The organism is Paeniglutamicibacter sp. NPDC091659 (assembly GCF_044756805.1).
In the GTDB taxonomy this organism is placed as follows: domain Bacteria; phylum Actinomycetota; class Actinomycetes; order Actinomycetales; family Micrococcaceae; genus Paeniglutamicibacter.
This window is the reverse complement of the sequence record NZ_JBIVTO010000007.1, coordinates 123373-149904: the sequence shown is the minus strand read 5'-3', so window position 1 is coordinate 149904 and position 26532 is coordinate 123373. Positions and strand designations below refer to the sequence as shown.

The following is a 26532-nucleotide window of genomic DNA, read 5'->3' as shown; positions in this document are numbered from 1 at the left end:
TTGCCGGTCCGGCTAGCCCATGACCATGGGCTGGAAGCCCTCTGCCCGCAGGTTGTTGAGCACCTGCTCCGAGTGCGCGTGGCCCTTGGTTTCCATGTCGATCGTGATGGCCACGTCGCCCATGGACAGCGAGCCGCCCACGCGCGTGTGGTCGAGCCGGGTGACGTTAGCGTCGGATTCCGCGATGACCCGCGAGATGGTGGCCAGCTCGCCCGGGCGGTCATCGAGCATCATGCGCACCGTCAGGTACCGTCCGGCGGCCGAGAGTCCTCGCTGGATGACCTTGAGCATGAGCAGCGGGTCGATGTTGCCGCCGGAGAGGATCACCGCAGTCTTGGTCGGGTTGATGCCCAGTTCTTCGAGCTTGCCCTCCAGCAGCGCCGCGACGCCCACTGCGCCTGCCGGTTCAACGACCAGCTTGGAGCGTTCCAGCAGGAACACCAGGGCACGGGCCAGGCCGTCCTCGGAGACCGTCACGACGTCGTCGACGAGTTCGCGGATGATCTGGAACGGGAGCTGCCCCGGACGGCCCACGGCGATGCCGTCGGCGATGGTGCGCACGGTGTCCAGCGGAACCAGCGCATCGGCGGCGAGCGAAGGAGGGTAGGCCGCGGCGTTTTCGGCCTGCACGCCGATGACCTTGATTTCCCGGCCCATTTCCGCGGCCTTGGCCTTGAGGGCCACGGCGACGCCGGCCAACAGGCCACCGCCACCCACGCCCATGAGCACGGTGTCGACGTCCGGGAGCTGTTCGAGGATCTCCAGCCCGATGGTGCCCTGCCCGGCAATGATGTCAGGGTTGTCGAAGGGGTGGACGAAGACGGCGCCGGTGGCCGTGGCGTAGCGTTCTGCCTCGGCCAGCGCCTCATCGACGTTGTGCCCGTGCAGGACGACCTCCGCGCCGTGGTCGCGGGTTGCCGTGAGCTTTGGCAGCGCAACGCCCAACGGCATGTAGATCCTGGCCTTGATGCCCAGCCGGCGCGCGGCCTGGGCCACGCCCTGCGCGTGGTTGCCCGCCGAGGCCGCAACCACGCCGCGGGCGCGTTCCTCTGCCGAAAGCTTGGACATGCGCACGTAGGCGCCGCGCACCTTGAAGGAACCTGCCCGCTGAAGGTTCTCGCACTTGAGGAACACCTCTGACCCGATGGCCAGGGACAGCGCACGGGAATGCTCCACCGGGGTCTGCGCAATGACGCCGTCGAGGATTGTCCTGGCATGTTCGATGTCGGCGAGGCTTACCGGGAGTTTGGTCTGCTGGATCATTGAACGACTTTCTGCTGGGCGTCACGACGCGGGGTCATGCTGTTTGAGGGGGTTTTGGCCGGTCGACGGGGCTCAGGACCCGCGGGCGGGTTCTTCGCCGTCAAGATCGGCGGGCGCCGGTTCCGGGTTGCGGACCGGCTCGATAATTCGTGCGGGGATGTCCAACGCCGGGTCGTTTTCCCAACCGCGGTTGGAAATGTACTTCACCACGGTGTTTGCAACGGCAAGCGTCGGAACGGCGAAGAGCGCCCCGGGGATTCCCGCGACCATTGAGCCGCCGGCCACGGCCATGACCACGGCCAGCGGGTGCAGGCTCACCGCCTTGCCCATGATCAGCGGCTGGAGGATGTGGGATTCGGCCTGCTGGACGAAGAGTACGACCAGCAACATGATCAGCGCGTTGACAGGTCCGTTGGCCACCAGCGCCAGCAGCACCGCCACGGCGCCGGTCACCATGGCACCGATCACCGGGATGAACGACCCGACAAAGACCAGCACGCCCAGCGGCAGGGCCAGCGGGACGCCGAGGATCAGCGCACCGACACCGATGCCCACCGCGTCGATGAAGGCGACAAAGAGCTGCACCCGGACGTAGATCACCATGGAGGCCCAGCCGCGCTTGCCGGCGCCCTCGGCAGCCGGGCGCGCACGCCGGGGCAGCACGTTCACGAAGAACTTGCCGATCCGCGGGCCGTCGAGCAGCAGGAAGATCAGCGAGAAGAGCACCAAAAGCAAGCCGGCTACGAGATGGCTGAGCGTTGTGCCCCAGGAAAGTGCGCCGGAGAGGATGCTCGAGGAATTGTTCTTCAGCTGGTTCAGCGCATCCTGGATCCACGTGTCCAGGTCTTCGTTGCTGACTGCCAGCGGTCCCACCGAGAGCCAGTGCTGGATCTGGGTCACGCCGGTCAGTGCCTGGGCCCAGAGGCTGGAGAATCCCGAGGCCAACCGCTGTCCGACCACGGAGAGTCCCCCGATGACCAGCGTCAGGAAGCCGATCATGGTGATTCCGACGGCCAGCCCCTTGGGCATGCGGGCTTTTTCGTGCAGGAAGTGGACGACGGGGCTCAGCAGCCCGGCGAGCAGCGCTGCGATCATCAGTGGGATGACCAGCAGGGAAATCTGCGAGAGCAGCCAGACGGCGATGCCGACGGCCACCACAATGACAATCAGCCGCCAGCTCCAGGACGCCGCGATGCGCACGCCGTACGGCATGTCCTCAGCCTCGCGATGGTCCACCGCCGGCGCCGCGGACGAACCGGCCAGTCCGGCACTTGCCGCATTTGCCGCCAACCCGTGGTCGTTCTGCGTGCTGCGATTAAAGAAGCCCGACAATCTCATGCCGAGGCCCCGTTTCCGCTGCGCGGCGCGCAACGCTGTGAGGCGGCAGTTTCGGCGGCCGACAGGCCTGCCATCGACGGCAGCGTTCGGGGAGCCGTGCGCATGCCCCAAGGCATGGCGTGGCTCCCTGCGGTGGCGCTGCCGATGAATCTCATGAACATACGGTATCCCTTGAAAGTTCGGTGCGCCTCATAGATGACGCCCATATTGCAGAAAAACCGCGGGGCAGCACCCAAATAGTGGGTGCTGCCCCGCGGTTACACGGCAGATTGACTAGTCGTTGCCACGCAAGATAGCCAGAATGCGCAGAATCTCGACGTAGAGCCAGATGAGCGTCACGGTCAGGCCGAAGGCCGCGGACCAGGCCATCTTCGCCGGCGCGCCATTGCGGACGCCCTCGGAGACGGAGGTGAAGTCCATGACCAGCGCGTAGGTTGCAAGCAGGACGGCAAAGGCGCCGATGGCCAGGCCGAGCCCGCCCGAGCGCATGCCGAATTCGCCACCGACAGCACCGGTGAGCATCAGGACCAAGTTCAGCAGCGAGAACAGGCCGTAGCCGATCAACGCAATCATGAACATCTTGGTCATCTTCGGGGTCGCACGGTACTTGCCCGAGCGGTACAGCACCAGCGTCACCGCGAACACGGAGAAGGTGGCGAGCACTGCCTGGACAGCAATTCCCGGGTACATGGTCTCAAAGAAGGAAGAGATGCCACCGAGGAAGAGCCCTTCGAAGCCCGCGTAGAGCATGATCAGGATCGGCGACGGTTCGCGCTTGAACGAGTTGACCAGGCCCAGGACCAGGCCAACCAAAGCGCCGACCAGCATCAGTGCCGGCAGCTGCCAGCCAATGGCCGCACCGATGACAACCAGACCCAGGCACAGCGCGGTCTTGTTGATGACCTCGGTGTAGGTCAGGCGTCCCATCTGCATCCCGGATGCGGATGGCTGCGAGTACAGGTCCTGCAAGGCCTGAGGGCTCATGTTCTGCCCAGCGTACGTCGTGGACGCGGCACCCGTGGCGCCGGTCGCACGGGCCTGCTCGCGATAGTTCTTGGAATTGAAGACCGGGTTTCCGCCCAGGGCCATGGTGTTTCTCCTTGGTAGGTTGTCAGTTAATAGCCTACGTTGATACAACGACCGAGCACGAGCAATAAATCCCGATCCGACCACCTTTCTTCAAGAATTCTGAACGGGGTACGGTTTCCGACCCCCGGACATTCCGGCGCCCACCGGCCATCACCTGCGGCCACGCCCGCAATTCCGTCACGTCCGGTAGCGACAACGCATCCAGAACCGCCGGAGCCCGTGGCGCACAATTCCGGCAGGCGAATCGCGACCCGGAAACCCTCGCATTTACCGGACCGTTATGGGAATCGAGCACTTCACGGTCCGAAGCTTGCATTTTTCGTCCTTTTTGGCACTACGATGATCAAACATATAGTGACCCATGCCACATCAGAACCTGAATTACTTGGAATTCGGGCTGAAAGCGACGAGAGGGCTCGCACCGTGCTTCGTCAAGCCAAATCAACAACTGGCCATTTATTCGTGATCGTGGGGTTGTTCATGGGCGTGCTGTTCGCGTCACTGCTCCCCCCGTCGGCCGCCAGCGCAATGGACCGGCCGATGCCGGCACAGGTCCAGGCACCCATGAAATCGCAGGAGTTCACGATCCGCGGAACCTTGCGCGACGGCAAGGAGCCCGTCGTCGGGGTCCGCATCACGGCGACCTCCATCAACGGGTTCACCGCCGAGAGCGTCACCGACAAGGACGGTCGATGGGTCATCGTCGTTCCGGAAAAGGGGACCTACGAGGTCCTGCTGGATGTTTCGACCCTGCCGCCGGACAAGCCGTTGGCCAGCGGGGAACCCAATCCCCGGATTGTCGAGTTTGGCACGTCCTCCAACATGGGCGTCATTTTCAAGGTGGGCGAAAACATTGCCCCGCCCGTCACATCATTCGGAACCATCGTGGCCGAGCGTGTCGTCGCGGGACTGAGCTTCGGCTTGTTGCTGGCGTTGACCGCGGTCGGGCTCTCGCTGGTATTCGGAACCACGGGCCTGACCAACTTCGCCCATGGCGAGATGGTGACGTTCGGTGCCGTGGCCGCGTTTGGGCTTTCCGCCTGGGGGTTCCCGGTATGGGCCGCTCTCATCGTGGCGGTGCTGCTGGGCGGTGCACTCGGGTGGGTCCAGGACTGGGGCCTTTGGAAGCCCTTGCGGCGCCGCGGGTCGGCACTCGTGCCCATGATGATTGTTTCCATCGGCCTGGCGCTTGCCATGCGCTACATAATCCTATTCTTCTTCGGCGGAACCACTGAACAATTGCCGGGAGCCCAGAGTCCGCTGCTGAAGTTCGCGGGAATTTCGATCTCACGCAACACCCTGGTCTCGCTGGTGGTTTCACTGGTGGTGATCATCGCCGTGGCGCTGCTGCTGCTCAAGACGCGGTTCGGCAAGGCAACCCGCGCCGTGGCCGACAATCCCGCCCTGGCCGCAGCCTCGGGCATCGACGTAGACCGGGTCATCCGGATGGTGTGGGTGGTTGGGAGCATGCTGGCCGCCCTGGGCGGCATCCTGTGGGCGTACTACCGCCCCGGCGTCACCTTCAACATGGGGCAACAAATCCTGCTCCTGATCTTCGCCGGCGTCACACTGGGCGGTCTGGGAACCGTGTTCGGCGCCCTCATCGGCTCCGTACTGGTCGGCCTGATGGTCGAGATCTCCACGATCTGGCTCGAGGCTGACCTAAAGTACGTGGGAGCCCTGGCCGTCATGATCTTGGTGCTGTTGTTCAGGCCCCAGGGCATCCTGGGCCGTCGCGAGCGTGTGGGTTAAGGGAGATAACGGACATGGACTTCGCAACGATCTTTACCAACGCGCTGACCCAGATCGTCAGCCCGATCACCGCTTCGTACGCACTGGCCGCCCTCGGTCTGGCCGTGCACTTCGGATACGCCGGGCTGCTGAACTTCGGCCAGGCAGGATTCATGGCGGTCGGCGCCTACGGCTTTGCCATATCTACCCTGACATTCGGGGCGCCCCTGCCGCTGGCGGTCTTGACGGCCATCGCCGCCTCGGTGCTTTTTGCACTCCTGCTGGGCATCCCGACGCTGCGCTTGCGCGCCGATTACCTGGCAATCGTGACCATCGCGGCGGCCGAGATCGTCAGGTATGTCGTGACCACCAACTCGCTGACCAAGGTCACGGGTTCGGCCAACGGCCTGGCGACCTTTGAACGCGGCTTCTACGGGCTGAACCCGTTCCCGCCGGGGAACTACCAGATTGGCCCGCTGCAATACAACGACAGGACCCTCTGGATATCCATTGTCGCTTGGGCCTTGGTGCTTCTGTGTGCGGGCATCGTCTGGGGTTTGATGCGCAGCCCGTGGGGCCGGGTGCTCAAGGGCATTCGCGAGGATGAGCACGCCGTGCGTTCACTTGGCAAGAACGTCTTTGTTTACAAGATGGAAGCGTTGATCATCGGCGGAATCTTCGGCTCGCTGGCCGGAATCATCTTCACGTTGCCAACGGGAGCCGTTCAACCTGCCAACTACGGAACCGAACTCACGTTCTTCCTGTGGACGGCGTTGTTGCTCGGCGGCATGGCTACCGTGTTCGGCTCCATACTCGGCGCGATGATCTTCTGGGTTGTGCTCTCGCTGACCCAGGGCATCCTCCTCGGACTCATCGAATCGGGGGCAATCACGTTCCTTACCAGCATCCAGGCAGGCCAGCTTCGCTACATCCTGGTCGGCGTCGCCCTGATGCTGCTCATGATTTTCCGTCCCCAAGGAATTTTGGGCAACAAGAAAGAACTGGCATTCTCATGACCGATGCGCAACAGTTCGCGGACTCACCTTCCACGGACGTATCCCCCGAGACCGAGAACCCATACGTCCACGACACTCGACCGATTGCTCTGGGCCCGGCGGAGCCAGGCTGCGCCAAACGGGATCCGATCATTGTCGTCGACGGCGTGCAACGCACGTTTGGCGCGCTGCACGCCGTCGACGTGGACCACGTGGAGATTCCCAGACACAAGATCACGGCCTTGATCGGACCCAACGGAGCAGGAAAGACCACGCTCTTCAACCTGCTCACGGGCTTCGACTCGCCCAATGCCGGTTCCTGGACCTTCGATGGGCACAGCCTCTCAGGGGTGCCTCCCCACCGGGTGGCCCGCATGGGCATGGTGCGCACCTTCCAATTGACCAAGGTCATGGGAAAGCTCACCGTCATCGAGAACATGCGCCTGGGCGGCAAGGACCAGCCCGGGGAATCCCTGTGGAAGGCGATGTTCCCCTGGCTGTGGAAGGCGCGCGAAGCCGAGCTGACCGCCACCGCGGATGTGCTGCTGAAGAAGTTCAAGCTCCACGAAAAGCGTGAAGACTACGCTGCGTCCCTTTCCGGCGGCCAACGCAAGCTCCTGGAAATGGCCCGCGCGCTCATGGCCGACCCGCAGCTGGTCATGCTTGACGAGCCCATGGCCGGCGTGAACCCTGCGCTGACCCAATCGCTGCTGGATCACATCAAGAACCTGAAGGCCACCGGAACAACGGTGCTCTTCGTTGAACACGACATGCACATGGTCCGGCACATTGCCGACTGGGTCATCGTGATGGCCGAGGGCAAGGTGGTGGCCGAGGGCCCTCCGCAGGCCGTCATGCAGGATCCCGCCGTGATCGACGCCTATCTGGGCGCGCACCACGATGTCGACCTCGGAACCGCAGACGGGGCGGCGAAGCTCGAAGATGCCCTCAGCGAGGATGAGGAGTCAGTGGTCGGCACGGAGGACGCCGGCGAATTGCTGGCGCCCATCGAACAATCCGATCCAACGGAGCCAACCGGTTCAACCGACGAAACCCAGGGGAAGCCATGAATGAAACAGCCGGCCAGGCCGTCGTCACCGTCACTGACCTGGTGGCCGGATACATCCCCGGGGTCAACATCCTCAACGGATGCAACATGGAAGCCCGCAAGGGCGAACTCATCGGCATCATCGGCCCCAACGGCGCGGGCAAATCAACACTTCTCAAGGCAATGTTCGGGCTGGTCAAAGTCCATTCGGGAACAGTTGTGGTGCATGGCGAGGACCTTACCGGGTTGAAGGCCAACAAATTGGTGGCCCGCGGCCTGGGCTTCGTGCCGCAGACCAACAATGTTTTCCAAGCCCTGACCATCGAGGAAAACATGCAAATGGGCCTCTTCCAACGCCCCAAGGACTTCGCCGAACGCTTTGACTTCGTCGCGTCCCTGTTCCCGGAGCTTGGCAAGCGCAGAAGCCAGCGTGCAGGATCCCTTTCTGGCGGCGAAAGGCAGATGGTGGCCATGGGCCGGGCCCTGATGATGGACCCGGCAGTGTTGCTGCTCGATGAACCCTCGGCCGGGCTTTCACCTGTCAAGCAGGACGAGACGTTCTTGCGGGTCCATGAGATCAACCGCGCCGGGGTCTGTGTGATCATGGTCGAGCAAAACGCGCGGCGCTGCCTGCAGATCTGCGACCGCGCTTATGTCCTGGACCAGGGCCGCGACGCTCACACGGGCACCGGCAGGGAATTGCTCAACGACCCCAAGGTCATCCAGCTCTACCTCGGCAATCTTGCCGAGACCGTGGAACGCGAGGAAGCGGACCAGCACCGGGACCCTACACCCGGAAGCTAGACGCAAACGACCAAACAAGAAACAGTAAAGAGGGGGTTGGGTTCAAGATGAACCCAACCCCCTCTTCCCGTTCGAGCTAGCGTGCGTTTCCGGCGTTAGACTGCACCGGCCTCTTCACGCAGCGGCTGCGGAACATTGTTGTCGTCGTACTTGTAGACGCCCATGATGCCCTCGGAGATGTCGCCGTTCTTGTCGAAGCTGAGCGGACCCGAGATGCCGTCATAGTCGATGTCCTTGCCCTCGTCGAGCAGCTTCTTGCACGAGGCGAAATCCTTGCACTTTTCGCCGTCACGCGAAACCGCCTCGAGCTGCGAGGCAATTGATTTCCCGTCGGCAGCCTTGGCGGCGGTGGCTGCCAATGCAATTACGGTGGCGGCGTCGTAGGACTCAGCGGCGTAGTTCCAGTTCTGGAGTTTGCCATCGACTGTCGCCAGACGCGACTTGAAATCGTCCTTCGCGAAGGAACCCGGCTGGGTGCCCTGCGCACCCTTCAGGGTGCCCTTGTCGAAGTCCTTCGAGTAGTCGGTGATGTTGCCGTCGACAAAGTACATCTTGCTGGCCGGGACACCCTTCTGGATAAGCAAAGGAATGATTGAGCGGGCCTGGTCGAAACTCAGGATGGCAATTGCATCGGGATTCGCCGCCACCACCTCGTCAATCTGGGATGAGAATTGCGAGTCGCCCTCGTTGAACATGGATTCTGCCACGATCTCGCCCCCCGCGCCTTCGACGGCGGACCTGATGTTCTTGGCAAGGCCGGTGCCGTAGGCGTCGTTGAGCACGATCATGCCGACAGTCGAAGCGCCGTCGCCCACCATGACGTTGCCCAGGATGCGGCCCTGCATGACGTCGGAGGGCGCGGTGCGCCAGTAGAGCCCCTTGTCGTCCCACGTGCTGAAGTCCGGCGACGTGTTGGCTGGCGACATCATGAGCGTTCCCTCGCCGGTGATCTGGTTGATCACCGTCTTTGTCACGCCGGAGGATGCTGCACCGATGATTGCCGAAACGCCTTGTCCCAACATTTCGGTGGTCGACTGGGTGGCGATGTTCGTCGTGGTGTCGCCGGAATCGCGGTTAATGGTGGCCACGTCTTTCCCATTCACCCCGCCGGCCGCGTTGATCTCCTTGACTGCCAGATTCACGCCCGCTGTCATCGGCGGCCCGAAGAAGTTCAGTGCACCGGTGTTGGGCAGCAGGGTGCCGAGCTTCAGCTGGCCATCACTCGAAGCAGCCGGCGCACCCGACCCGCCTGGCGATTCACTGGTTGAACCTCCTCCGCCGCCGCCTCCACATGCGGTTGCGGTCAAGGCCACTGCGGCTCCAACCGCGAGTAAACGGCTTCCTCGAGTAAAACGCGATCGTGCAAGTGCGACCATGTTGGCTCTCCTCAAAATTATGCCCCCGAAGCTATCGCCCAAGGGGCAGCCGAGGCTCCCCGGCTATTAAGGAATGTAACGCAAATCACACAATAATATAAGGCGTATTTGATTACAGCAACGTAACGGACGGCGGAAACCCCTCCCCTCACTTGCGTCTCTGTCAACACCCGAAGATTGGGCTGCGTTGCAAACGGCAAGCATCGAAACACCGGGGCAAATCGAAACGGGCCCGACTACGGAAAGAAAGGAAATAGCCAAAGCAGTCCGAAAAACGCAAAAAGCGGTGGTTGAAGATCCCTTTCGGAACCTTCAACAACCGCATTTTGTTATTCTGTACCCCCAGTGGGACTCGAACCCACAAGCCTTTCGGCAACTGATTTTAAGTCAGTCGTGTATGCCAATTCCACCATAGGGGCCTACCCGATCAAGCGTACGCGATCGGGAGCTTTGGCGTGAAACGTGCCCGCCGGCGAACCAAAAGTTCACCGGACGGCCACGTTTCGGCTCCTTCGGCACCGACCCTGCCTATCACTTGGGCCGTTGCAGGAGGAGCAGTAGTCCCTTAGACGCGGGGCTTCGGGGTTGCTGCCTCCACGAACGTGGCGCGAGGGTTTTCCAGGTTGTTCAGCTGCAGCGTGTCGCGCTGGAAGAGCAGCGAGTTGAACCAGCCGCCGACCACGCGGAACTTGCGTTCGAACGTCGGCATGGCCATGCCGTGGTAGCCGCGGTGTGCAAGCCAGGCCGGGAAGCCCTTGAGCTTGATGCCCATGACCTTGGCGACACCCTTGTGCGCGCCGAAGCCTGCGACTGCGCCGAGGTTCTTGTGCTTGTAGTTCTTGACCTGGCCGACGCCGTAGCGGGCGGCGTACAGGTTCTTTGCCAGCAACTTGGCCTGGCGCACGGCGTGCTGTGCGTTGGGCACGCAGGTGCCGTCCGGCAGGCCGCCGGTCACGTCGGGCACTGCCGAAACATCGCCGGCTGCCCAGGCGCCCTCGATGGCAACGCCGTCTTCGCCGGTGATGCGCAGGTCGGTGCCGGTCATGACACGGCCGCGGGCTTCGATCGGGAAATCGGTGGAGCGAACCATCGGGTTGGCCATGACGCCTGCGGTCCAGATCAGGGTGTCGGTTTCGAAGGTCTCGGCCGGGGACTTGTCGGCCATGTTGATCAGCTGCATGACACCGCCCTCGGCGTTGGCCAGCGAGGTGTTGAGCATGACCTCGATGCCGCGGCTGCGCAGGTGGTCGACGACCCAAACCGCCTGCTCTTCGGTGACCTCGGGCATGATGCGGCCCATGGCCTCGACGACGACGAAGCGCAGTTCGCCCTTCTCGATGCGGCCGTTGAGCTTGGCCGCGTGGCGGGCCATGTCCTCGATCTCGGCGATGGTCTCGATGCCGGCAAAGCCGCCACCGATGACCACGAAGGTCAGCGCGCGCTTGCGCTCGACGGCGTCGGTCATCAGCGAGGCGGATTCGATGCGCTCAAGGATCTTGTTGCGCAGTGCAACGGCTTCCTCGATCGACTTCAGGCCAATGCCGGTGTCGGCAAGGCCCGGGATCGGGAAGGTGCGGGTGATGGCACCGGCGGCCATGACAACGTCGCGGTACTCGATCTCGAACGGCTCGCCGACAACGGGCACGATGACGGCCTTGTTGTTCTTGTGGTCGATGGCCGAGACGCGGCCGTTGATCAGTTCGGCGTGCTTGAGGTGCTGTCGGTGCGATACCACGGCGTGGCGTGGTTCGATCTGGCCGCCGGCAACCTCGGGGAGGAAGGGCTGGTAGGTCATGTATGGAAGCGGGTCGACGACGGTGACGATGCCGCCGTGGTCCTTGACCTTCTTCTGCAGTTTCATCGCGACGTAGAGTCCGACATAGCCGCCGCCGACTACAAGAATGCGCGGGCGATCGGAAAGTTGTTCAGTGATAGGCATGAGTCCATGCTATCCCGAAAAAGACCGTTTGTGAAAATGTTCACTAATGCTCGGTGGACGCCAAATCAGGGTTTGGGGCCGGACTCCGGCAGGTCGTCAAAGATGTCCCGTTCCCCGGCGGGCTCGTCCAGTTTCAACGATGCGACCGGGCCGACAGCCGCCGTTTCCGCACGCCGCTTGGTCCGCGAGGAACGCACGTAGTGGGTGGAGCCGCCAACGACAGTGAAGAGCAGCAGCGCACCGAACCCGAGCACCAACACCGGCTGCAGGATCTTGCCGTCCTCCGGGGGCGCCTGCGGCTTGGGGGCCGCGATGGGGGCGATGTCGGACTTCTCCGTGGACACCCCGGGGTCGATGCTTGGCGAGGTGTCCGGCTTCGCGCTGCGGCGGTGGACCCTGATCCATTCGGTGATGGTGTTCATCGGGTTCTCCGCGGCCATCGGCACCTCCGCCGTCAACGCTGCGTGGGCATCGAGGATGCCGTGCCCGTAGAGGTTGTCCACTCCCGGCTTTCCCGCGTCGCGCGCCGTGTACAGGATGCGGTTGATGACCTGCGGGGCCTTCATGTCCGGGTACTTGGCGCGGATCATCGCCGCAACGCCGGAGACCAGCGGGGCCGCGCCCGAGGTGCCCGACCAGTTGGCGTAGCCGCCTTCGGGCAGACCGCCGACCAGCGGCTCGGCCGGGGCCGCAACACCGATGCTGATGCCCTCGGTCGAGGAATCCACGCTGGCCTTGCCCTCGCGGTCGATGCCCGCAACCGTCAGGACACCGGGGATCGTCGCCGGCGCGCCGACCTGGTTCATGCCGCCGGCCCTGTTTCCCGCGGCCGCAACGACGACCACGTCGTGGTCCTCTGCGTACTTGAATGCCCGGTCCCAACTGACCGGCCATTCGGGTCGGGTGGATCCCAGGGACATGTTGATGACCCGGGCGCCCTTGTCGACGGCCCAGATGACGGCTGCCGGGACCTGGTCCTCGACGCTGATGCCGGCGGGGTTTTCGGTGCCCATCCACAGGGAGACAGAGAGCAGCTCGGCCTCCGGGGCCACGCCGACGACTCCGTCGGGTCCCGGTCCGGGCGCGGGGATCTCGATGGGCTCGGGCTTCACCGGCGGGGTCCTTCCCGCCGTTTCCGCCTCCTGGACGGCCCGGTCATAGGCGATCTGCTGCGCCTCGGCGTCGGCCCGCGCGCCGTCGATCTCCACCGAGTTGTTTCCGCGGCCGGCCAACAGCGTCGCCACCAGGGTTCCGTGTTCGGGCAGGTTTCCCAGCGGCTTTGAACCGTCGGGTTCGCCGGCGCCGGAGACGTCCTTGCCGCCGACCACGACGTCCACGAGATCCGGGTGCTTGGTGTCGATTCCCGTGTCGATGACGGCGACCTTCACGCCCTTGCCCTTGGAAACTTCCCAGGCCTTCGTGATGCCCGATGACTCGAGCCACCACTCGCTGTCCCGCACGGCGTCCGCGTTGGCGCTCGAAGCGCCAACCAGCACCATGGCCGCGAAGAGGCCGAGGCTGAGAATCAGGGCACCGGTGCGGTGCAGTCGTCGCTTCAAGGGCTCTCCTAGCATTTTCCGTTACGGGTACAGCTACGTTCTTTATCCGCTGAGGCCCAAGGCAATTCCATCAAGAATATCGTGCTCGGACGCGGTGGCCGTCTCGATGGCCCCGTTGGTCGCCGCGCGCACCCGTTCAAGGATGCATCCGTAGATCAGTGCCCCCGCCGCAATGACGTCGACCCGACCCGGGTGCATGAAGCCAAGTGCGGCGCGGGTTTCACGGTCCGCGGATAGCATGGACTCGATGCCTTCGAGCAGCTTTTCGATGCCGAGTTCGGCGCCGTGGATGGCTGTCGAATCATAGGCCTGCAGCCCCAGGGCCGCGGCGGTGAGTGTGGTGATGGTTCCAGCCACACCGATGATGCGGTCCACCGCGGAGAAGTCGATGGTGCGTGCCGCCACGTCGAGCATGCCGTTGACCTCCACCCTGGCCGCGGCGATCTGCGCGGCGGTGGGCTGTTCCTGGCCCCAGAAGCGTTCGGTGAGCCGCACGCACCCCATGTCCATGCTCAGGGCGGCCTGCGGGCCGTCCGCTCCCCCGAGCACGAACTCGGTGGATCCCCCGCCCAGGTCCACCACCATGACAGTGGTTCCCGGGGCCGGTGGGGCCACCGAGATGGCGCCGGTGAAGGACAGCGCTGCTTCCTCGTCCCCGGCAACGACCTCGGGTTCGACGCCGAGACGTTCCTTGACCGCGTCGATGAATTCGCCGCGGTTCTTGGCATCGCGCGTGGCGGAGGTCGCGACGAAGCGGATCCTGGAGGCCCCGTGTTCCTTGATCATGGCCGCATACTCGTCGATCGCCAGGAAGGTGCGTTCCAGCGCCTCGGGCGCGAACGCACCGGTGGCGTCAACGCCCTGGCCCAGGCGCACCACGCGCATCTGGCGCAGCACATCGGTCAGCACCGGCCCCGCGGGGCCCTGCTCTATGTCTGCAATGAGCAAGCGGATGGAGTTCGTTCCGCAGTCGATTGCTGCAACGCGTGCCATGGAGGGGTGTTGCCTACTTCCCGGTTTCGGATTCGTCGGCGGCAGCGGCCTCGCGGGCCGCGCGTGCGGCTGCGCGCTCGGCCTGCTTGATGGCCGGGTCCACGGACTGGGTCTTCACGTGGCGCGAGCGGTCCTGGCTGGGGGCCGGGCCCTCGGTGTCCCAGGCGCCGGTGCAGTAGCACTTGTCCTTGGTCCACCATTCGGCGATGCCTTCCAGCGCGCGGTCGCCGAGCGGGTTGACGCCGGGGCCGGCCGCCAGCGAGTGGCCGACCAATACGTGCAGGCACTTCACGCGGGTGGGCATGCCGCCGGCGGAGATGCCCGCGATTTCCGGGACCGGGCCGGTGCCGGAGCGTTCGCCGATGGCGTCGCGCACGGCAAGGTAGTGATGGTGGGCCAGCTCGTAGGCCCGTGCCAGGTCCGCGTCTTCGCCGAGTTCGGTGTTCATCTCGATCATCAGGCCTGCAGCCTCGAGGCGGGAGACCGCGGAGGTGATCACCGGGTGCGTCAGGTAGTACGTGGTGGGGAACGGGATGCCCGAGGACAGACGCGGGGCGGTGGTTGCCACCAGCGGGTTGCCGCACATGCAGCGGGCGCCGATTTCTACCACGTCGCGCACCGGGCGGTTCAGCTGGCGCGAGAGCGTATCCAGGTCTTGCTCGCTGGGCACGCGCGCAGCGGCATCAAGTGCTTCGTGATTTGGGTTTTCGGCGTCCACGGTTGGGGACTTCTCCTCGTGTCAGGGGGTGGATCAATCCGTGGCGGCGCGCTGGACCGAGTCGAATAGCGCGTCGACCCACGGCAGATCCGTACGAATCTCGTTGGGGCTGTGGTTTTCTTCCACCGGCGGGGCGTCTGTTGGTTTGCGGCCAACAACCATGTAGTTTCTCTCGCCGGGCATGACCAAGTTTATCCGGTCTCGTGCCTGCTGTTTGATGTACAGCGGATCGTCCCACCGGGCGATCTGTTCCTTGAGGCCTTCCTGTTCGGCCTGCTTGGCCGTGATGACGGCCTCCAGCGCCGCGATTTCATCGCGCTGACGTGCATAGGTGCCGATGCTGGGGACCAAAAGCATGGCAAAGACGGACAGCGAAATGCTCAACGCCAGGATGCGGCCGGAGAAGCTGCGTGCCGGGATCGGCTTGGCCGGGCCCTCGGGAGCCTTCTTGGGCTGCTTCTTGGCCGCCTTCTCGTCCTTGCGCACGGCGCCGGAGAGCAGGTTGCGGTCCTCGATCCTCCGCTGGGAGTCGATCGATTTTCGTCGCTCGCTCTTGTTTGTCTTGTCCTTGGCTGGCTTTTCACCCTTGGCAGGCTTGGCCGACTTTGCCGCGGTGTGGTCGCCCTTGGGCTTCGCCTTGGGTTTCGGGGCCGGCTGGGCATCGGGTGCCGCGTCGTTGATGCGGCCCAGCGGGATCACCTTGGCATTGGGTGCTTGCTGGGTAGCGCGCCGCTGCGCCGGCGGCCGGTCGGGTTCGCGCGTGGTTCGCGGGCGCACGGGAGCTGCGTTGGCCGGAGGCTTGCCCGGTGCGGTCCGCTGGTTCGGGGTTCCGGCGCCCTGGGGCGCCCGGCTCGGCGCGGCCTCCGGGATTGGTGCGGCACGGCGCGAGTCCTCGGACGAAGACCCGGCCCGTGGCATGGGAGGACGTCGCGTGGCCATCTGACTCCTTGCCCTGTTGTCTTGGGGGCGTGCCTCACGACCCCAAGTGGTGGTTCCTGGGTCCACGATCCCCTGGTTAAACGCAAGAAACCCGTGGGGGAACCAAAAATGGTTCCCCCACGAGCCTACGTGCTTTTGGCGCTAGTTACGCACCGAAACGCGGGAAGGCGCCGGCGCCGGCGTAAACTGCCGCATCGCCGAGTTCTTCTTCGATACGCAGCAGCTGGTTGTACTTGGCAACGCGCTCGGAGCGGGCCGGGGCACCGGTCTTGATCTGCCCTGCGTTGGTGGCAACGCAGATGTCGGCGATCGTGGTGTCTTCGGTCTCGCCGGAGCGGTGCGAGGTGATGGTGGTGTAACCGGCACGCTGGGCCATCGAGATGGCGTCCAGGGTCTCGGTCAGCGAACCGATCTGGTTCACCTTGACCAGCAGCGAGTTGGCGGTGCCGGACTCAATGCCGCGGGACAGGCGCTCCGGGTTGGTGACGAACAGGTCGTCGCCGACCAGCTGGACCTTGTCGCCGATGGCGTCGGTCAGGGTCTTCCAGCCTTCCCAGTCGTCCTCGTCCAGCGGGTCCTCGATGGAGACCATCGGGAAGTCGGCGACGAGCTGGGCGTAGTAGTCGCTCATTTCCTGGGCGGTGACCGACTTGCCTTCGAACTGGTAGGTGCCGTTCTCGAAGAATTCGGAGGAGGCAACGTCCAGGGCCAGGGCAATGTCCTCGCCCGGGGTGTAGCCTGCGCGGGTGATGGCCTCGATGATCAGTTCCAGGGCCGCACGGTTGGACGGCAGGTTCGGGGCGAAGCCGCCCTCGTCGCCCAGGCCGGTGGACAGGCCCTTTTCCTTCAGCACGGACTTGAGGTTGTGGTAGACCTCGACGCCCCAGCGAAGGCCCTCGGAGAAGGTGGATGCGCCCAGCGGGGCGATCATGAATTCCTGGATGTCGACGTCCGAGTCGGCGTGCGAGCCGCCGTTGAGGATGTTCATCAGCGGAACCGGCAGCACGTGGGCGTTCGGGCCGCCCAGGTACTTGTACAGCGGCAAGTTCGAGGACTCGGCCGCGGCGTTTGCCACTGCCAGCGATACGCCGAGGATGGCGTTGGCGCCGAGCTTGGACTTGTTGGCCGTGCCGTCCAGGTCCAGCATGACGGAGTCGATGGCGCGCTGGTCGGAGGCATCCATGCCCTCGACGGCTTCGGCGATGTCCTCGATGACTGCTGCAACGGCGCCCAGGACACCCTTGCCCTGGTAGCGCGTCGGGTCTTCGTCGCGGCGCTCGGCGGCTTCGAAGGCACCGGTGGAGGCGCCGGACGGAACCGCGGCGCGACCCATCGAACCGTCGGAGAGGAGAACCTCTACCTCGACGGTGGGGTTTCCTCGGGAGTCGAGGATTTCGCGGGCGTGAATGGCATCGATCAAGGCCATGGGAAGGTGCTCCTTCAAGGTGTGGATGTTAGTCAAACGTGTACTGCATGACGCAGGCGCCGTTGCCTGCCTCTAGCCTAGCTTGGGTGAGGCCCAGTTCACGAAGTTGTGTCGCGCGTTCCGGGTTCCGTGCGGGCAACGCGTTGTTGCACCACGGTGCGCAGGGCTCGTTCGGCATCGAGCCCGCGCGCTTGGGCCAGTTCGCAGAGGGAAAGCAGGTGCTCCCCCAATTTCTGTTCATCATCCAGGTCCGCGTTTTCCAACGGGTTCCCGGGGTGGACAGAAGGCTGTGGGTATTCCCCCGCGACGGCGTCCAACGCGGCGTGGCGCTGGGTGCGGGAGATGAATTTTTGGGCATAGAGCAGGGCCGGGAGATTCGTGGGCAGGCCGGCGACGGCCGCCTCGTTCTGCGGCTTCTCCGCGCGCTTGGCCCGGTCCCAGGATTCGATGATCTCCTCGATGGACTCCGGGAATGCGTCTTTCAGGCTGCCGTCGGCGTTGAAGATGTGGTTGTTGCGGCGGACCATCTTCCGGCTGAGCCCCGCGGCGATCGACTCGAGGTCGAAGGAACCGCGTTCGGCGCCGATGGCCGCATGCAGGGCGACCTGGAGCAGGATGTCGCCGAGTTCCTCGGCCAGTTCCGCATCGTCGGCACCGGATTCGATGGCGTGGGTGAGCTCGTAGGATTCCTCAAGCAGGAAGTGCACCAGGGATTCGTGGGTGAGTTCCGCTGTCCAGGCGCAGTGGGCGCGCAGCAGCGACATGATTTCGACGAGCCGGTCGACCTGCTCACTCACGCGCGTTCCCTTCCGGGTTCCTCGGGTTTCACGCCGCGATCGCGGCGGGAAACCCTGGGGCATCGTTGCCCGGGTTCAAGTATATGAGAGTGACAAGTGCGTTCCCGACGGACCGCGGCCTTGGTGTTGCTCACAGTACCGTCGCCCGAAAACACCGATGCCGGTGTTCCGCGCCCTCCCGGAAGGAGAACGCGGAACACCGGCATCGGCAGCACAGCAGTGCGGGGTCGAAGAGGGGCGCGGGTGTTAGTCCTCGTCCTCTTCGTCGTATTCCTCGTCGTCTTCTTCGTCGTACTCTTCGTCGTCCCCATCCGACATGGCCTCGTAGGCCTCGTTGATGAAGTCGACGAGGACCTCGCGCTCCTCCAACGGCAGGAAGGAAGCCTCTGCGGCGTTGAGCGTGAGGTCCAGCAGGTCCTCGAGGTCGTAGTCGAAGGCCTCGACCAGCAGTTCAAATTCGTCCGACAGCGTGGTGCCGCTCATCAGGCGGTTGTCCGGGGAGATGGTGACGTTGAAGCCCGTCTGCACCAGCAGGTCCACCGGGTGCGATTCGATGCCCTCGCCGAATGCGGCAGTGGCACCGGTCTGCAGGTTGGAGGACGGGCAGATTTCCAGGGCGATGCCGCGGTCGCGGACCCAGTTTGCCACGGGGCCCAGGTTCACCAGACCGGTGTCCTCGCCGACCTCTTCGCCGTCGTCGTCCACGCCGCCGAACTGGATCTCGATGTCCTCGGCGATGCGCACGCCATGTCCCAGGCGAACCGCACGACCGGTGATCAGCGCATCCTTGATGGAGTCCAGGCCAGCGGCCTCGCCGGCGTGCACGGTGGTGGGGAAGAAGTTCTCGGCCAGCAGGTCGAAGGCTTCCTTCATGCGCGAGGGCGGGAAACCGTCCTCGGCGCCGGCGATGTCGAAGCCGACTACGCCGCGCGAACGGTGGCGCAGGGCCAGCTCGGCGATTTCCACGCCGCGGTCGGCATGGCGCATGGCGGTGATGATCTGGCCAACCTGGATCGGGGTGCCGGCCTCGGTCAGCTCGTCGCTGGCTTCCTCCAGCCCGCGCTGGACCGCCTCGACGACGTCGTCAAGGCTCAGGCCCTCGCGCTGGTGCTGCTCGGGCGCCCAGCGCACCTCGCCGTAGACAACGCCGTCATCGACGAGGTCCTCGACGAATTCGCGGGCCACGCGGGTGAGCGCGGCCTTGGTCTGCATCACGGCGATGGTGTGGTCAAAAGTCTCCAGGTAGCGCTCCAGCGAACCGGAGTCCGCAGAGGCGCGGAACCAGGCGCCGAGTTCCTCGGCATTGGTGGAGGGAAGTTCGTGTCCCACCTCCGCGGCCAGCTCGATGATGGTTTGCGGGCGCAATCCCCCATCGAGGTGGTCGTGGAGCGAAACCTTGGGCAGGGCCCGGAAGTCGAAGGATGGGTCGTATGCAATGTGGATCATCTCGTCAGTCACCTGCCCAGCCTATCGGGGCTCCCCTGGTTCCGACAGTGGGCCGTGCTGAAGTCGGGGCAATTGTTCACCGCCCCGTCGCCACGGGTTCAGGCGTGGGTCTCTCCGGGCTCGGAATCCCCGGGGACGCGCAGGGGGATTTGCCCGAGCACCGGCGTGCCGTCCACGGCCAAGGCCTCGGCGGGGAAATCGTGTTCGGTGCCCAGGCGGCCCAGGCGCTTGAGCACCGCGTGGATCACCTTGTCGATGAGATATCCCAGGGCGATGGCCAGTGCCACCGACAGTACGATGCCCAGGATCTTGTTGTCATGGAACCAGCCGCCGGCCACGACCCCGATCGCCACCGAGTAACTTGCCCAGGTCAGGCAGCCCATGACATCGAGCAGGGTGAAGCGCTTGAGGGAATAGCCGGTTGCCCCGGCGCTCAGGTTCACCACCACGCGCCCGATCGGGATGTAGCGTGCCGTGAAGATCAGCATGGCCCCGCGCACCGAGAGCTCTTTCCGGGCAAAGGCGAAGAGCTTGGTGGTGCGCTTGCGGCGCATCCACGCGAACCTGTCCGTGCCGATGCGGCGCCCGATCCGGTAGGCAATCTGGTCCCCGCTGATGGCTCCGGCGGCCCCCACCAGAATCAGCAGAAAGACGTTGGGTTCCCCGGCGCTTGCAGCGACGGCGCCGAGTGCGACCAACAGGGTTTCGCTCGGCAGTACCGGCAGGAACCCGTCAATGAGGCAGAAGACGTAGACGATCGGCAGGATCCACCAAGCGTTTGCCGCGTGGACTATGGCCTCGTTGATGAGATCCACTTTTTACCGACTTTCCTTGGAAATTACCGAGCTGGCTCCTGATGGCGGCGCGTCGGGGAGAACCCTCCTGCAACCATTCAATACCAATTTTCGCCCATGCATCGACTCCTCGTGAATCCATCCAAGGGATGAACCGGGGCAGGACCCGGGGATGAGTCAGGGACAACCCCCGGGGCCCGCCCGCAGCGGGCATCAGGAAGCGGCAATCCGTTCCAGGATCAGTTCCATGTTCGGGCGGCTTCCGGCGGGGGCAATGACCGCCGCGCCCTCCAACAGCGGGCGGGCCCGCTCGAAGCGCTCGGGGGTGTCGGTGAGCATCGTGGCCAGCGGCTGGCCGCGGCGCACCATGTCCCCGGGTTTGGCGTGCAGGCGCACACCCGCCCCTGCCTGCACAGGGTCCTCGCGGCGGGCGCGCCCGGCACCCAGTCGCCAGGCGGCGACCCCCACGTCCATCGCGTCGAGGGAGGTGAGCACGCCGTCGGCCTGCGCGTAGACGACGTCCGATTCCTTGGCCACCGGCAGCGGGGCGTCGTTGTCGCCGCCCTGTGCGGCGATCATGGCACGCCACTTGTCCATGGCCCGGCCGTCCTTCAGGGCGGCCGCCACGTCGGCGTCGCGGATTCCGGCACCGGCGAGCATCTCGGTGGCCAGCGCGACCGTCAATTCCACGACGTCGGCAGGCCCGCCCCCGGCGAGCACCTCGATAGATTCCTCAACCTCGATGGCGTTGCCGGCGGTCAGCCCCAGCGGGGTGTCCATGTTGGTCAGCAGCGCCACGGTGTGCACGCCGGCGTCGGTGCCCAGGTTCACCATGGTGCGGGCAAGTTCCCGGGCGTCTACCAGGGACTTCATGAAGGCGCCGGAGCCGACCTTCACGTCGAGCACCAGGGCCCCGGTGCCCTCGGCGATCTTCTTGCTCATGATGGAGGAGGCGATCAGCGGGATGGACTCCACGGTGCCGGTGACGTCGCGCAGCGCGTAGAGCTTCTTGTCCGCCGGGGCCAGGCCCGCGCCGGCGGCGCAGATGACCGCGCCGACCTCGTTGAGCTGGCGCATCATGGCCTCGTTGGTCAGCTCCGCGCGCCAGCCGGCGATGGATTCGAGCTTGTCCAGGGTGCCGCCGGTGTGCCCGAGCCCGCGGCCGGAGAGCTGCGGGACGGCCACGCCGAAGACCGCGACCAGCGGGGCCAGCGGCAGGGTGATCTTGTCCCCCACGCCGCCGGTGGAGTGTTTGTCGGTCGTCCGCTTCACGGAGCCGTCGGCGTTGCGCAGCATGGAGAAGTCCATGCGCTCCCCGGAGTCGATCATCGCGGCGGTCCAGCGGGAGATCTCCGCGCGGTCCATGCCGTTGAGCAGGATCGCCATGTTCAGCGCGGCCATCTGCTCCTCGGCGATGACGCCACGGGTGTAGGCGTCGATGGTCCAGTCGATCTGCTCGGCACTGAGCGTGCCGCGGTCGCGCTTGATGCGGATGATGTCGACCGCGTCAAAGTTCTCCGTGCTCATGAATGCTCCCTTGGGTGAAGAGTTTGCCCCGCCCGCCTCGCATGAGGTGGACGGGGCAAATGGTTTACAGGTTGTGCGGCCCGAAAGCGTCGGGCAGCACCTGGTCCATGGTCTGGATCCCGCGCGGGGTCATCAGTTCCAGGTTGTCCCCGCGGTGCTCGGACAGCAGCTGCCGGCAGCGGCCGCACGGCATCAGCGGCCCGCCGGACGCGTCGACGCAGTAGAAGGCCCGCAGCTTGCCGCCACCGGTGGCGAAGAGCTCGCCAATCATGGAGCATTCGGCGCACAGGGTGACCCCGTAGGCCGCGTTCTCTACGTTGCAGCCGGAGACGATCCGCCCGTCCTCGGTCAGCGCCGCGGCGCCGACCTTGAACTTCGAGTACGGCGCGTAGGCCCGTTCCATGGCCGCGACCGCAGCCACCCGGAGAGTTTCCCAGGTGGCCGGGTCGATGGTTGTCGGTTCCATGGGCCCGTTATTCCTTCACATACGGTTCGCCGACGGCCGCTGGCGCCTTGGACTTGCCGACCAGTCCGGCGACCGCGAAGATCGTCACCGCATACGGCAGCATCTGCATGAACTGGCTAGGCACCGGGGTGCCGAGGATCGTCAGCACGAAGGAGAGGTTCAGCGAGAAACCGAAGAGCAGCGCCGCGAAGAACGCGCCGATCGGGTTCCAGCGGCCGAAGATCAGCGCGGCCAAGGCGATGAAGCCCTGTCCGGCCGTCATTTCCTTGTTGAAGCTCGAGGAGGTGACCAGCGTGAAGAACGCGCCGCCGACGCCGGCGACGACGCCCGCGAGCACCACGTTCCAGAAGCGCAGCGAGTTGACCTTGATGCCCACGGTGTCCGCGGCCTTCGGGTGCTCGCCGACGGCGCGCACCCGAAGGCCCCAGCGTGTCTTGAACAGCCCGAACCAGACGACGAACACGGCAAGGTACATGCCGTAGCCCAGGATCGTCTGGTTGAAGAAGATCGGGCCGAAGATCGGGATGTCGGCCAGCAGCGGGATGCGGATCACCGAGAACGCCGGGGGCTCGTTGTACTTCTCCGGGTCGGTGACCATCACGGTGGAGAACAGGAAGCTGGTCAGGCCCGCAACCAGCACGTTGAGCACCACGCCGACGATGACCTGGTTGACCCGGTACTTGATGGCGAAGACGGCCAGCACCATGGACACCAGCACCGAGCCGACGACCGCCGCGAGCACGCCGGCGAACAGCGAGCCGGTCATCGAGCCGACGATGGCGGCGCAGAAGGCGCCGGCCAGCAGCTGGCCCTCGATGGCGATGTTCACGACACCGGCCCGCTCGCACAGCACGCCGGAGAGCGAGCCGAAGATCAGCGGTGTGGCAAGCGTGAAGGATCCGGCGATCAGGCCGGAGAGGTACACGTTGGGGGTGTCGGCGCTTCCGATCGCCCAGACCAGGAAGGAGATGACAAAGGCGGCCGCGAAGACCGGCATCATCCAGCGTGCGGGCTTGCGCCCGGCACGCACCAGGACAAACGCGTAGGCGGCGATGCCGAGCATCACCACGGCGCCGGCCCAGCCCACGAACGTGGTGCCGAGCACCATGTCGGGGACGGAGATCTTCTGCGAGCCGTCAGTGATGCGGAAGCGGGCGTCGGCGTTCGGGCTGCCGATGGCGAACCCGAGCAGGGACAGCAGGCCCAGCACCATGTAGGTGGCCGGGGCGGCCCAGGAACGGATCACCGCGGTCTGTGCCGCGGCGGCCTCGGGCGCCTTGGCGATGGTTGCGTGGCTCATGCTGCACCTCCGGTGGCTGCCTTGGCGGCCGACTTCTTGTTCTTGGGTTTGGACGTGCCGATCCGGAAGATCGAACGCACCAGCGGCGGGGCCGCGATGAACAGCACGATGAAGGACTGGACCACCAGCACGATGTCGATCGGGATGCCGGTGTTGGCCTGCATGCCGACGCCGCCGGCGCGCAGGGCGCCGAAGAGCAGCCCGGCGAAGAGCGTGCCGATCGGGTTGGAGCGGCCCAGCAGTGCCACGGTGATCGCGTCGAAGCCGAAGCTTGCCGCGATGCCGCCGGAGAGCGAACGCTCGGTGCCCAGGATCTGGGCGGTGCCTGCCAGGCCGGCAAGGCCGCCGGCGATCAGCATGGACAGCAGGTAGGCGCGGCCCACGTTGATGCCCGCGGTCTTCGCGGCGACCGGGTTGGCGCCCACGGCGCGCATCTCGAAGCCCGTGGTGGAGCGGTTCAGCAGCCACCAAGTGAAGGCCACTGCGGCCAGCGCCACCAGGAAGCCGTAGTGCAGGCGGAAGTCCGCGCCGAACATCAGCGGGTACGCGGCGGATTCGGCCACCGGGTCGCTGAGCGGGTTGTTGGAACCCTCGCGCTGGAACGCCGGGGTGGAGAGCAGGTACAGCAGCAGGTACACGGCGATGTAGTTGAGCATGATCGTCACGATCACCTCGTGCGCGCCGCGGCGTGCCTTGAGGAAACCGGCGATGCCGCCCCAGAGTGCGCCGCCGACGATGCCCGCGAGCACCGCGACCACCAGGTGGATGCCCACCGGCAGGTCAAGGGTGAAGCCGACCCAGCCGGCCAGCGTCGCGCCGAGGATGATCTGCCCCTGGGCGCCGATGTTGAACAGGCCGACGCGGAACGCCAGGGCCACGCCGAGGCCCGCCAGGACCAGCGGGGTGGCGATGGTGAGGGTCTCGGTCAGCGGGTAGATCGCGTCGGAGAAGCTCTCGGCCGAGGTGTTGATGATGCTGGACTGGAACAGCGCGATGTAGGCCTCGGAGACCGAGTCCCACACGGCGGTCAGCATGTCGCTGGGGCGGCTGAAGAAGTAGCTGGCCGTGGAGGTGACGCGCTCGTCGGTGAAGGCGATCAGGATCGCGCCGACCAGCAGCGAGAGCAGGATGGCCAGCACGGAGACCAGGCCGTTGCCTGTCATGATGCGCTTGAGCAGCGGCTCGCCGGGTTCGGTGTGGTGGTGCACCACGGGCGCCGGTGGCGGCGTCTCCAGGATGTCGGTGTGTTCTGCCGGTGGCAGGTCTGGAGTGGTGCTCATGCTCGTTCCTTGCCTTCAGTGGCGCTTTGGGATTCGGCTTCTTCGTTGCTTGCCCCGGCCATCATCAGGCCCAGGACGTCACGCGGGGTGTCCCCCGGGACGATGCCGACCAGCTTGCCCTTGTAAAGCACGGCAATCCTGTCGGCGAGCTCGACGACCTCGTCGAGCTCGGTGGAGACGATCAACACCGGGGTGCCCGAATCCCGCTCTGCGACGATGCGCCGGTGCAGGAATTCGATGGATCCGACGTCCACGCCGCGGGTCGGCTGGGAGGCGATGAACAGCTTCAGCGGGCGGGAAAGCTCGCGGGCCATGACGACCTTCTGCTGGTTGCCGCCCGAAAGCGTCCCGGCCTCGGCGTCCGGACCCTGGGTGCGCACGTCGAACTCGGTGATCTTCTTCAGCGCGTTCTTCAGCATCACCGCGGGCTTCATGTTCATTCCGCGGGCGTAGGGCGCCTTGTCGTACTGGTTCAGCACCAGGTTCTCGGCGACCGTGAAGGTGCCGATGACGCCGTCGGTGCTGCGGTCCTCGGGGACAAAGCCGACGCCGGAGTTGATGATCTGCTTGACGGTGCGTCCGACGAGTTCCTTGCCGCCGAGCTTGATGGAACCGCTCACGTGGTCCATCAGGCCCATGATGGACTCGGTCAGCTCGGTCTGGCCGTTGCCCTGGACGCCCGCCACGGCGAGGATCTCGCCCTGGGAGATGCCGAAGCTCACGGAGTCCAGCAGCAGCTGGCCGGAGGAGGCGAGCACCGAAAGGTCGGTGATCTTGAAGGTTTCCTCGCCGAGCTTCGGCGCGTCCTTGTCCAGGTTCAGCGAGACCGAACGGCCGACCATCAGGGCGGCGAGCTCGGAGGCCGAGGCGCCCGGATCGGCCTTGCCGACGACCTTGCCGCGGCGGATCACCGTGATGGTGTCGGAGATGGCCTTGACCTCGCGCAGCTTGTGCGAGATGAAGACGACGGCGGTGCCGGAGTTGCGCAGCTGCCGCATGATGTTCAGCAGTTCGTCGGTTTCCTGCGGGGTGAGCACCGCGGTGGGCTCGTCGAGGATCAGCACCTTGGCGTCGCGGACCAGTGCCTTGATGATCTCCACTCGCTGCTGCACGCCAACGGGCAGGTCCTCGATGACGGCATCGGGATCGACGCCGAACCCGTAGCGGTCGGAAATCTCGCGGATGCGGGCGCGGGTCTTCTCGAGGTCCAGGATGCCTGCCGGGCCGGTGTCCTCGTTACCCAGGGCGACGTTCTCGGCGACCGTGAAGACGGGTACGAGCATGAAGTGCTGGTGCACCATTCCGATCCCGGCGGCCATGGCATCGCCGGGGCCGTTGAACTTCACTGGCTTGTCGTCGATGAGGATCTGGCCCTCGGTGGCCTCGTAGAGGCCGAAAAGAACGTTCATGAGGGTCGATTTACCGGCCCCGTTTTCACCGAGCAGGGAATGGACCTGGCCGGACTCGACGATGACGTCGATGTGGTCGTTGGCAGTGAAGTTGCCGAATCTTTTGGTGATGCCCCGAAGCTCGAGTTTCACGTCTGCTACCCGTTTTCCTTCTCATCCGGCCCAACAAGGGCCGGGGGGTGTCGTCTTGAAGTGGGTCCCGCGCTCTCTACCCTAGTCAAAACGGGCCTGAGGCGGAATGCCGTTGATGGGCACAACCAAACGCGCCGTCCTGTACTTCTCCCGCAGGGGCGGG

At 65.1% G+C, this 26532-nt stretch carries 23 protein-coding genes and 1 tRNA gene; 4 read left to right on the top strand and 20 right to left on the bottom strand.

Features of this window, described 5'->3' with window-relative positions; translation table 11 throughout:
- Positions 1-12: 12 nt before the first annotated feature.
- The 4 genes from ilvA to ACIQLF_RS14165 form a co-directional block, all read right to left on the bottom strand.
- A complete protein-coding gene (gene ilvA, locus ACIQLF_RS14180; RefSeq protein ID WP_400299532.1) occupies positions 13-1263 on the bottom strand; it encodes a threonine ammonia-lyase in 1251 nt (416 codons plus the stop codon).
- Positions 1264-1335: 72 nt separating this feature from the next.
- Entirely contained in the window at positions 1336-2475 is a 1140-nt protein-coding gene (locus ACIQLF_RS14175; protein WP_400299836.1) for an AI-2E family transporter, read from the bottom strand.
- A 122-nt stretch (positions 2476-2597) separates the two neighbouring features.
- On the bottom strand, positions 2598-2756 hold the full coding sequence (locus ACIQLF_RS14170; RefSeq protein ID WP_400299529.1) for a hypothetical protein: 159 nt from the start codon (positions 2754-2756) through the stop codon (positions 2598-2600).
- A gap of 118 nt (positions 2757-2874) precedes the next feature.
- Positions 2875-3690 carry a Bax inhibitor-1/YccA family protein gene (locus tag ACIQLF_RS14165; protein WP_400299527.1) on the bottom strand — a complete coding sequence of 272 codons (816 nt, stop codon included), beginning with the start codon at positions 3688-3690 and terminating at the stop codon, positions 2875-2877.
- A gap of 480 nt (positions 3691-4170) precedes the next feature.
- Between ACIQLF_RS14165 and ACIQLF_RS14160 the strand changes: the two genes are divergently transcribed.
- Genes ACIQLF_RS14160 through ACIQLF_RS14145 form a run of 4 tightly spaced genes read left to right on the top strand, consistent with a single transcriptional unit; the run spans position 4171 to position 8268 of the window.
- A complete protein-coding gene (locus ACIQLF_RS14160) occupies positions 4171-5442 on the top strand; it encodes a branched-chain amino acid ABC transporter permease (protein ID WP_400299524.1) in 1272 nt (423 codons plus the stop codon).
- A 14-nt stretch (positions 5443-5456) separates the two neighbouring features.
- Positions 5457-6437 (top strand): branched-chain amino acid ABC transporter permease, encoded by a 981-nt coding sequence (locus ACIQLF_RS14155; protein ID WP_400299522.1) that lies wholly within the window; start codon positions 5457-5459, stop codon positions 6435-6437.
- Positions 6434-7486, top strand: a complete 1053-nt coding sequence (locus ACIQLF_RS14150; protein ID WP_400299519.1) for an ABC transporter ATP-binding protein — start codon at positions 6434-6436, stop codon at positions 7484-7486. Before ACIQLF_RS14155 ends, ACIQLF_RS14150 begins: the two co-directional genes overlap by 4 nt.
- Positions 7483-8268, top strand: coding sequence for an ABC transporter ATP-binding protein (locus ACIQLF_RS14145; RefSeq protein WP_400299516.1), 786 nt, complete (start codon positions 7483-7485; stop codon positions 8266-8268). The genes ACIQLF_RS14150 and ACIQLF_RS14145 overlap by 4 nt, the downstream gene beginning before the upstream one ends.
- 95 nt (positions 8269-8363) lie before the next feature.
- On the opposite strand, the gene ACIQLF_RS14140 is transcribed toward ACIQLF_RS14145, so the two are convergent.
- The 16 genes from ACIQLF_RS14140 to ACIQLF_RS14065 form a co-directional block, all read right to left on the bottom strand.
- The gene (locus ACIQLF_RS14140; RefSeq protein WP_400299514.1) at positions 8364-9644 is read right to left on the bottom strand and encodes an ABC transporter substrate-binding protein; all 1281 of its coding nucleotides are present in this window, start codon (positions 9642-9644) and stop codon (positions 8364-8366) included.
- Between the two features lie 337 nt (positions 9645-9981).
- Positions 9982-10063, bottom strand: a tRNA-Leu gene (locus ACIQLF_RS14135).
- 146 nt (positions 10064-10209) lie between these two features.
- On the bottom strand, positions 10210-11583 hold the full coding sequence (locus tag ACIQLF_RS14130; RefSeq protein ID WP_400299513.1) for an NAD(P)/FAD-dependent oxidoreductase: 1374 nt from the start codon (positions 11581-11583) through the stop codon (positions 10210-10212).
- A gap of 65 nt (positions 11584-11648) precedes the next feature.
- Entirely contained in the window at positions 11649-13157 is a 1509-nt protein-coding gene (locus ACIQLF_RS14125; protein ID WP_400299510.1) for a S8 family serine peptidase, read from the bottom strand.
- A gap of 27 nt (positions 13158-13184) precedes the next feature.
- Positions 13185-14135, bottom strand: a complete 951-nt coding sequence (locus ACIQLF_RS14120; protein WP_400299507.1) for an exopolyphosphatase — start codon at positions 14133-14135, stop codon at positions 13185-13187.
- A gap of 13 nt (positions 14136-14148) precedes the next feature.
- On the bottom strand, positions 14149-14853 hold the full coding sequence (locus ACIQLF_RS14115; RefSeq protein WP_400299505.1) for a DUF501 domain-containing protein: 705 nt from the start codon (positions 14851-14853) through the stop codon (positions 14149-14151).
- A gap of 33 nt (positions 14854-14886) precedes the next feature.
- Positions 14887-15792: a septum formation initiator family protein gene (locus ACIQLF_RS14110; RefSeq protein WP_400299502.1), complete on the bottom strand. Its 906-nt coding sequence runs from the start codon at positions 15790-15792 to the stop codon at positions 14887-14889.
- Positions 15793-15937: 145 nt separating this feature from the next.
- On the bottom strand, positions 15938-17218 hold the full coding sequence (gene eno / locus ACIQLF_RS14105) for a phosphopyruvate hydratase (RefSeq protein ID WP_400299500.1): 1281 nt from the start codon (positions 17216-17218) through the stop codon (positions 15938-15940).
- A 98-nt stretch (positions 17219-17316) separates the two neighbouring features.
- Positions 17317-18015, bottom strand: coding sequence for a MazG nucleotide pyrophosphohydrolase domain-containing protein (locus ACIQLF_RS14100; RefSeq protein ID WP_400299498.1), 699 nt, complete (start codon positions 18013-18015; stop codon positions 17317-17319).
- Positions 18016-18261: 246 nt separating this feature from the next.
- A complete protein-coding gene (locus ACIQLF_RS14095; RefSeq protein WP_400299834.1) occupies positions 18262-19461 on the bottom strand; it encodes an adenosine deaminase in 1200 nt (399 codons plus the stop codon).
- 98 nt (positions 19462-19559) lie between these two features.
- On the bottom strand, positions 19560-20276 hold the full coding sequence (locus ACIQLF_RS14090; protein WP_400299496.1) for a DedA family protein: 717 nt from the start codon (positions 20274-20276) through the stop codon (positions 19560-19562).
- Between the two features lie 192 nt (positions 20277-20468).
- Complete coding sequence (locus tag ACIQLF_RS14085; protein ID WP_400299495.1) at positions 20469-21782, bottom strand: thymidine phosphorylase; 1314 nt, start codon at positions 21780-21782, stop codon at positions 20469-20471.
- A gap of 64 nt (positions 21783-21846) precedes the next feature.
- Entirely contained in the window at positions 21847-22248 is a 402-nt protein-coding gene (locus tag ACIQLF_RS14080; RefSeq protein ID WP_400299493.1) for a cytidine deaminase, read from the bottom strand.
- A gap of 7 nt (positions 22249-22255) precedes the next feature.
- Positions 22256-23548, bottom strand: coding sequence for an ABC transporter permease (locus ACIQLF_RS14075; protein WP_400299490.1), 1293 nt, complete (start codon positions 23546-23548; stop codon positions 22256-22258).
- Positions 23545-24828 carry an ABC transporter permease gene (locus ACIQLF_RS14070; RefSeq protein ID WP_400299488.1) on the bottom strand — a complete coding sequence of 428 codons (1284 nt, stop codon included), beginning with the start codon at positions 24826-24828 and terminating at the stop codon, positions 23545-23547. Before ACIQLF_RS14070 ends, ACIQLF_RS14075 begins: the two co-directional genes overlap by 4 nt.
- A complete protein-coding gene (locus tag ACIQLF_RS14065) occupies positions 24825-26369 on the bottom strand; it encodes an ABC transporter ATP-binding protein (protein ID WP_400299486.1) in 1545 nt (514 codons plus the stop codon). Before ACIQLF_RS14065 ends, ACIQLF_RS14070 begins: the two co-directional genes overlap by 4 nt.
- Between the last annotated feature and the right edge of the window lie 163 nt (positions 26370-26532).

Bases quoted from the DNA above. Each gene is read 5' to 3' on its own strand.
- ilvA (WP_400299532.1), bottom strand. From the start codon at position 1,263: ATGATCCAGCAGACCAAACTCCCGGTAAGCCTCGCCGACATCGAACAT.
- ACIQLF_RS14175 (WP_400299836.1), bottom strand. From the start codon at position 2,475: ATGCCGTACGGCGTGCGCATCGCGGCGTCCTGGAGCTGGCGGCTGATT.
- ACIQLF_RS14170 (WP_400299529.1), bottom strand. From the start codon at position 2,756: ATGAGATTCATCGGCAGCGCCACCGCAGGGAGCCACGCCATGCCTTGG.
- ACIQLF_RS14165 (WP_400299527.1), bottom strand. From the start codon at position 3,690: ATGGCCCTGGGCGGAAACCCGGTCTTCAATTCCAAGAACTATCGCGAG.
- ACIQLF_RS14160 (WP_400299524.1), top strand. From the start codon at position 4,171: ATGGGCGTGCTGTTCGCGTCACTGCTCCCCCCGTCGGCCGCCAGCGCA.
- ACIQLF_RS14155 (WP_400299522.1), top strand. From the start codon at position 5,457: ATGGACTTCGCAACGATCTTTACCAACGCGCTGACCCAGATCGTCAGC.
- ACIQLF_RS14150 (WP_400299519.1), top strand. From the start codon at position 6,434: ATGACCGATGCGCAACAGTTCGCGGACTCACCTTCCACGGACGTATCC.
- ACIQLF_RS14145 (WP_400299516.1), top strand. From the start codon at position 7,483: ATGAATGAAACAGCCGGCCAGGCCGTCGTCACCGTCACTGACCTGGTG.
- ACIQLF_RS14140 (WP_400299514.1), bottom strand. From the start codon at position 9,644: ATGGTCGCACTTGCACGATCGCGTTTTACTCGAGGAAGCCGTTTACTC.
- ACIQLF_RS14130 (WP_400299513.1), bottom strand. From the start codon at position 11,583: ATGCCTATCACTGAACAACTTTCCGATCGCCCGCGCATTCTTGTAGTC.
- ACIQLF_RS14125 (WP_400299510.1), bottom strand. From the start codon at position 13,157: ATGCTAGGAGAGCCCTTGAAGCGACGACTGCACCGCACCGGTGCCCTG.
- ACIQLF_RS14120 (WP_400299507.1), bottom strand. From the start codon at position 14,135: ATGGCACGCGTTGCAGCAATCGACTGCGGAACGAACTCCATCCGCTTG.
- ACIQLF_RS14110 (WP_400299502.1), bottom strand. From the start codon at position 15,792: ATGGCCACGCGACGTCCTCCCATGCCACGGGCCGGGTCTTCGTCCGAG.
- eno (WP_400299500.1), bottom strand. From the start codon at position 17,218: ATGGCCTTGATCGATGCCATTCACGCCCGCGAAATCCTCGACTCCCGA.
- ACIQLF_RS14095 (WP_400299834.1), bottom strand. From the start codon at position 19,461: ATGATCCACATTGCATACGACCCATCCTTCGACTTCCGGGCCCTGCCC.
- ACIQLF_RS14085 (WP_400299495.1), bottom strand. From the start codon at position 21,782: ATGAGCACGGAGAACTTTGACGCGGTCGACATCATCCGCATCAAGCGC.
- ACIQLF_RS14080 (WP_400299493.1), bottom strand. From the start codon at position 22,248: ATGGAACCGACAACCATCGACCCGGCCACCTGGGAAACTCTCCGGGTG.
- ACIQLF_RS14075 (WP_400299490.1), bottom strand. From the start codon at position 23,548: ATGAGCCACGCAACCATCGCCAAGGCGCCCGAGGCCGCCGCGGCACAG.
- ACIQLF_RS14070 (WP_400299488.1), bottom strand. From the start codon at position 24,828: ATGAGCACCACTCCAGACCTGCCACCGGCAGAACACACCGACATCCTG.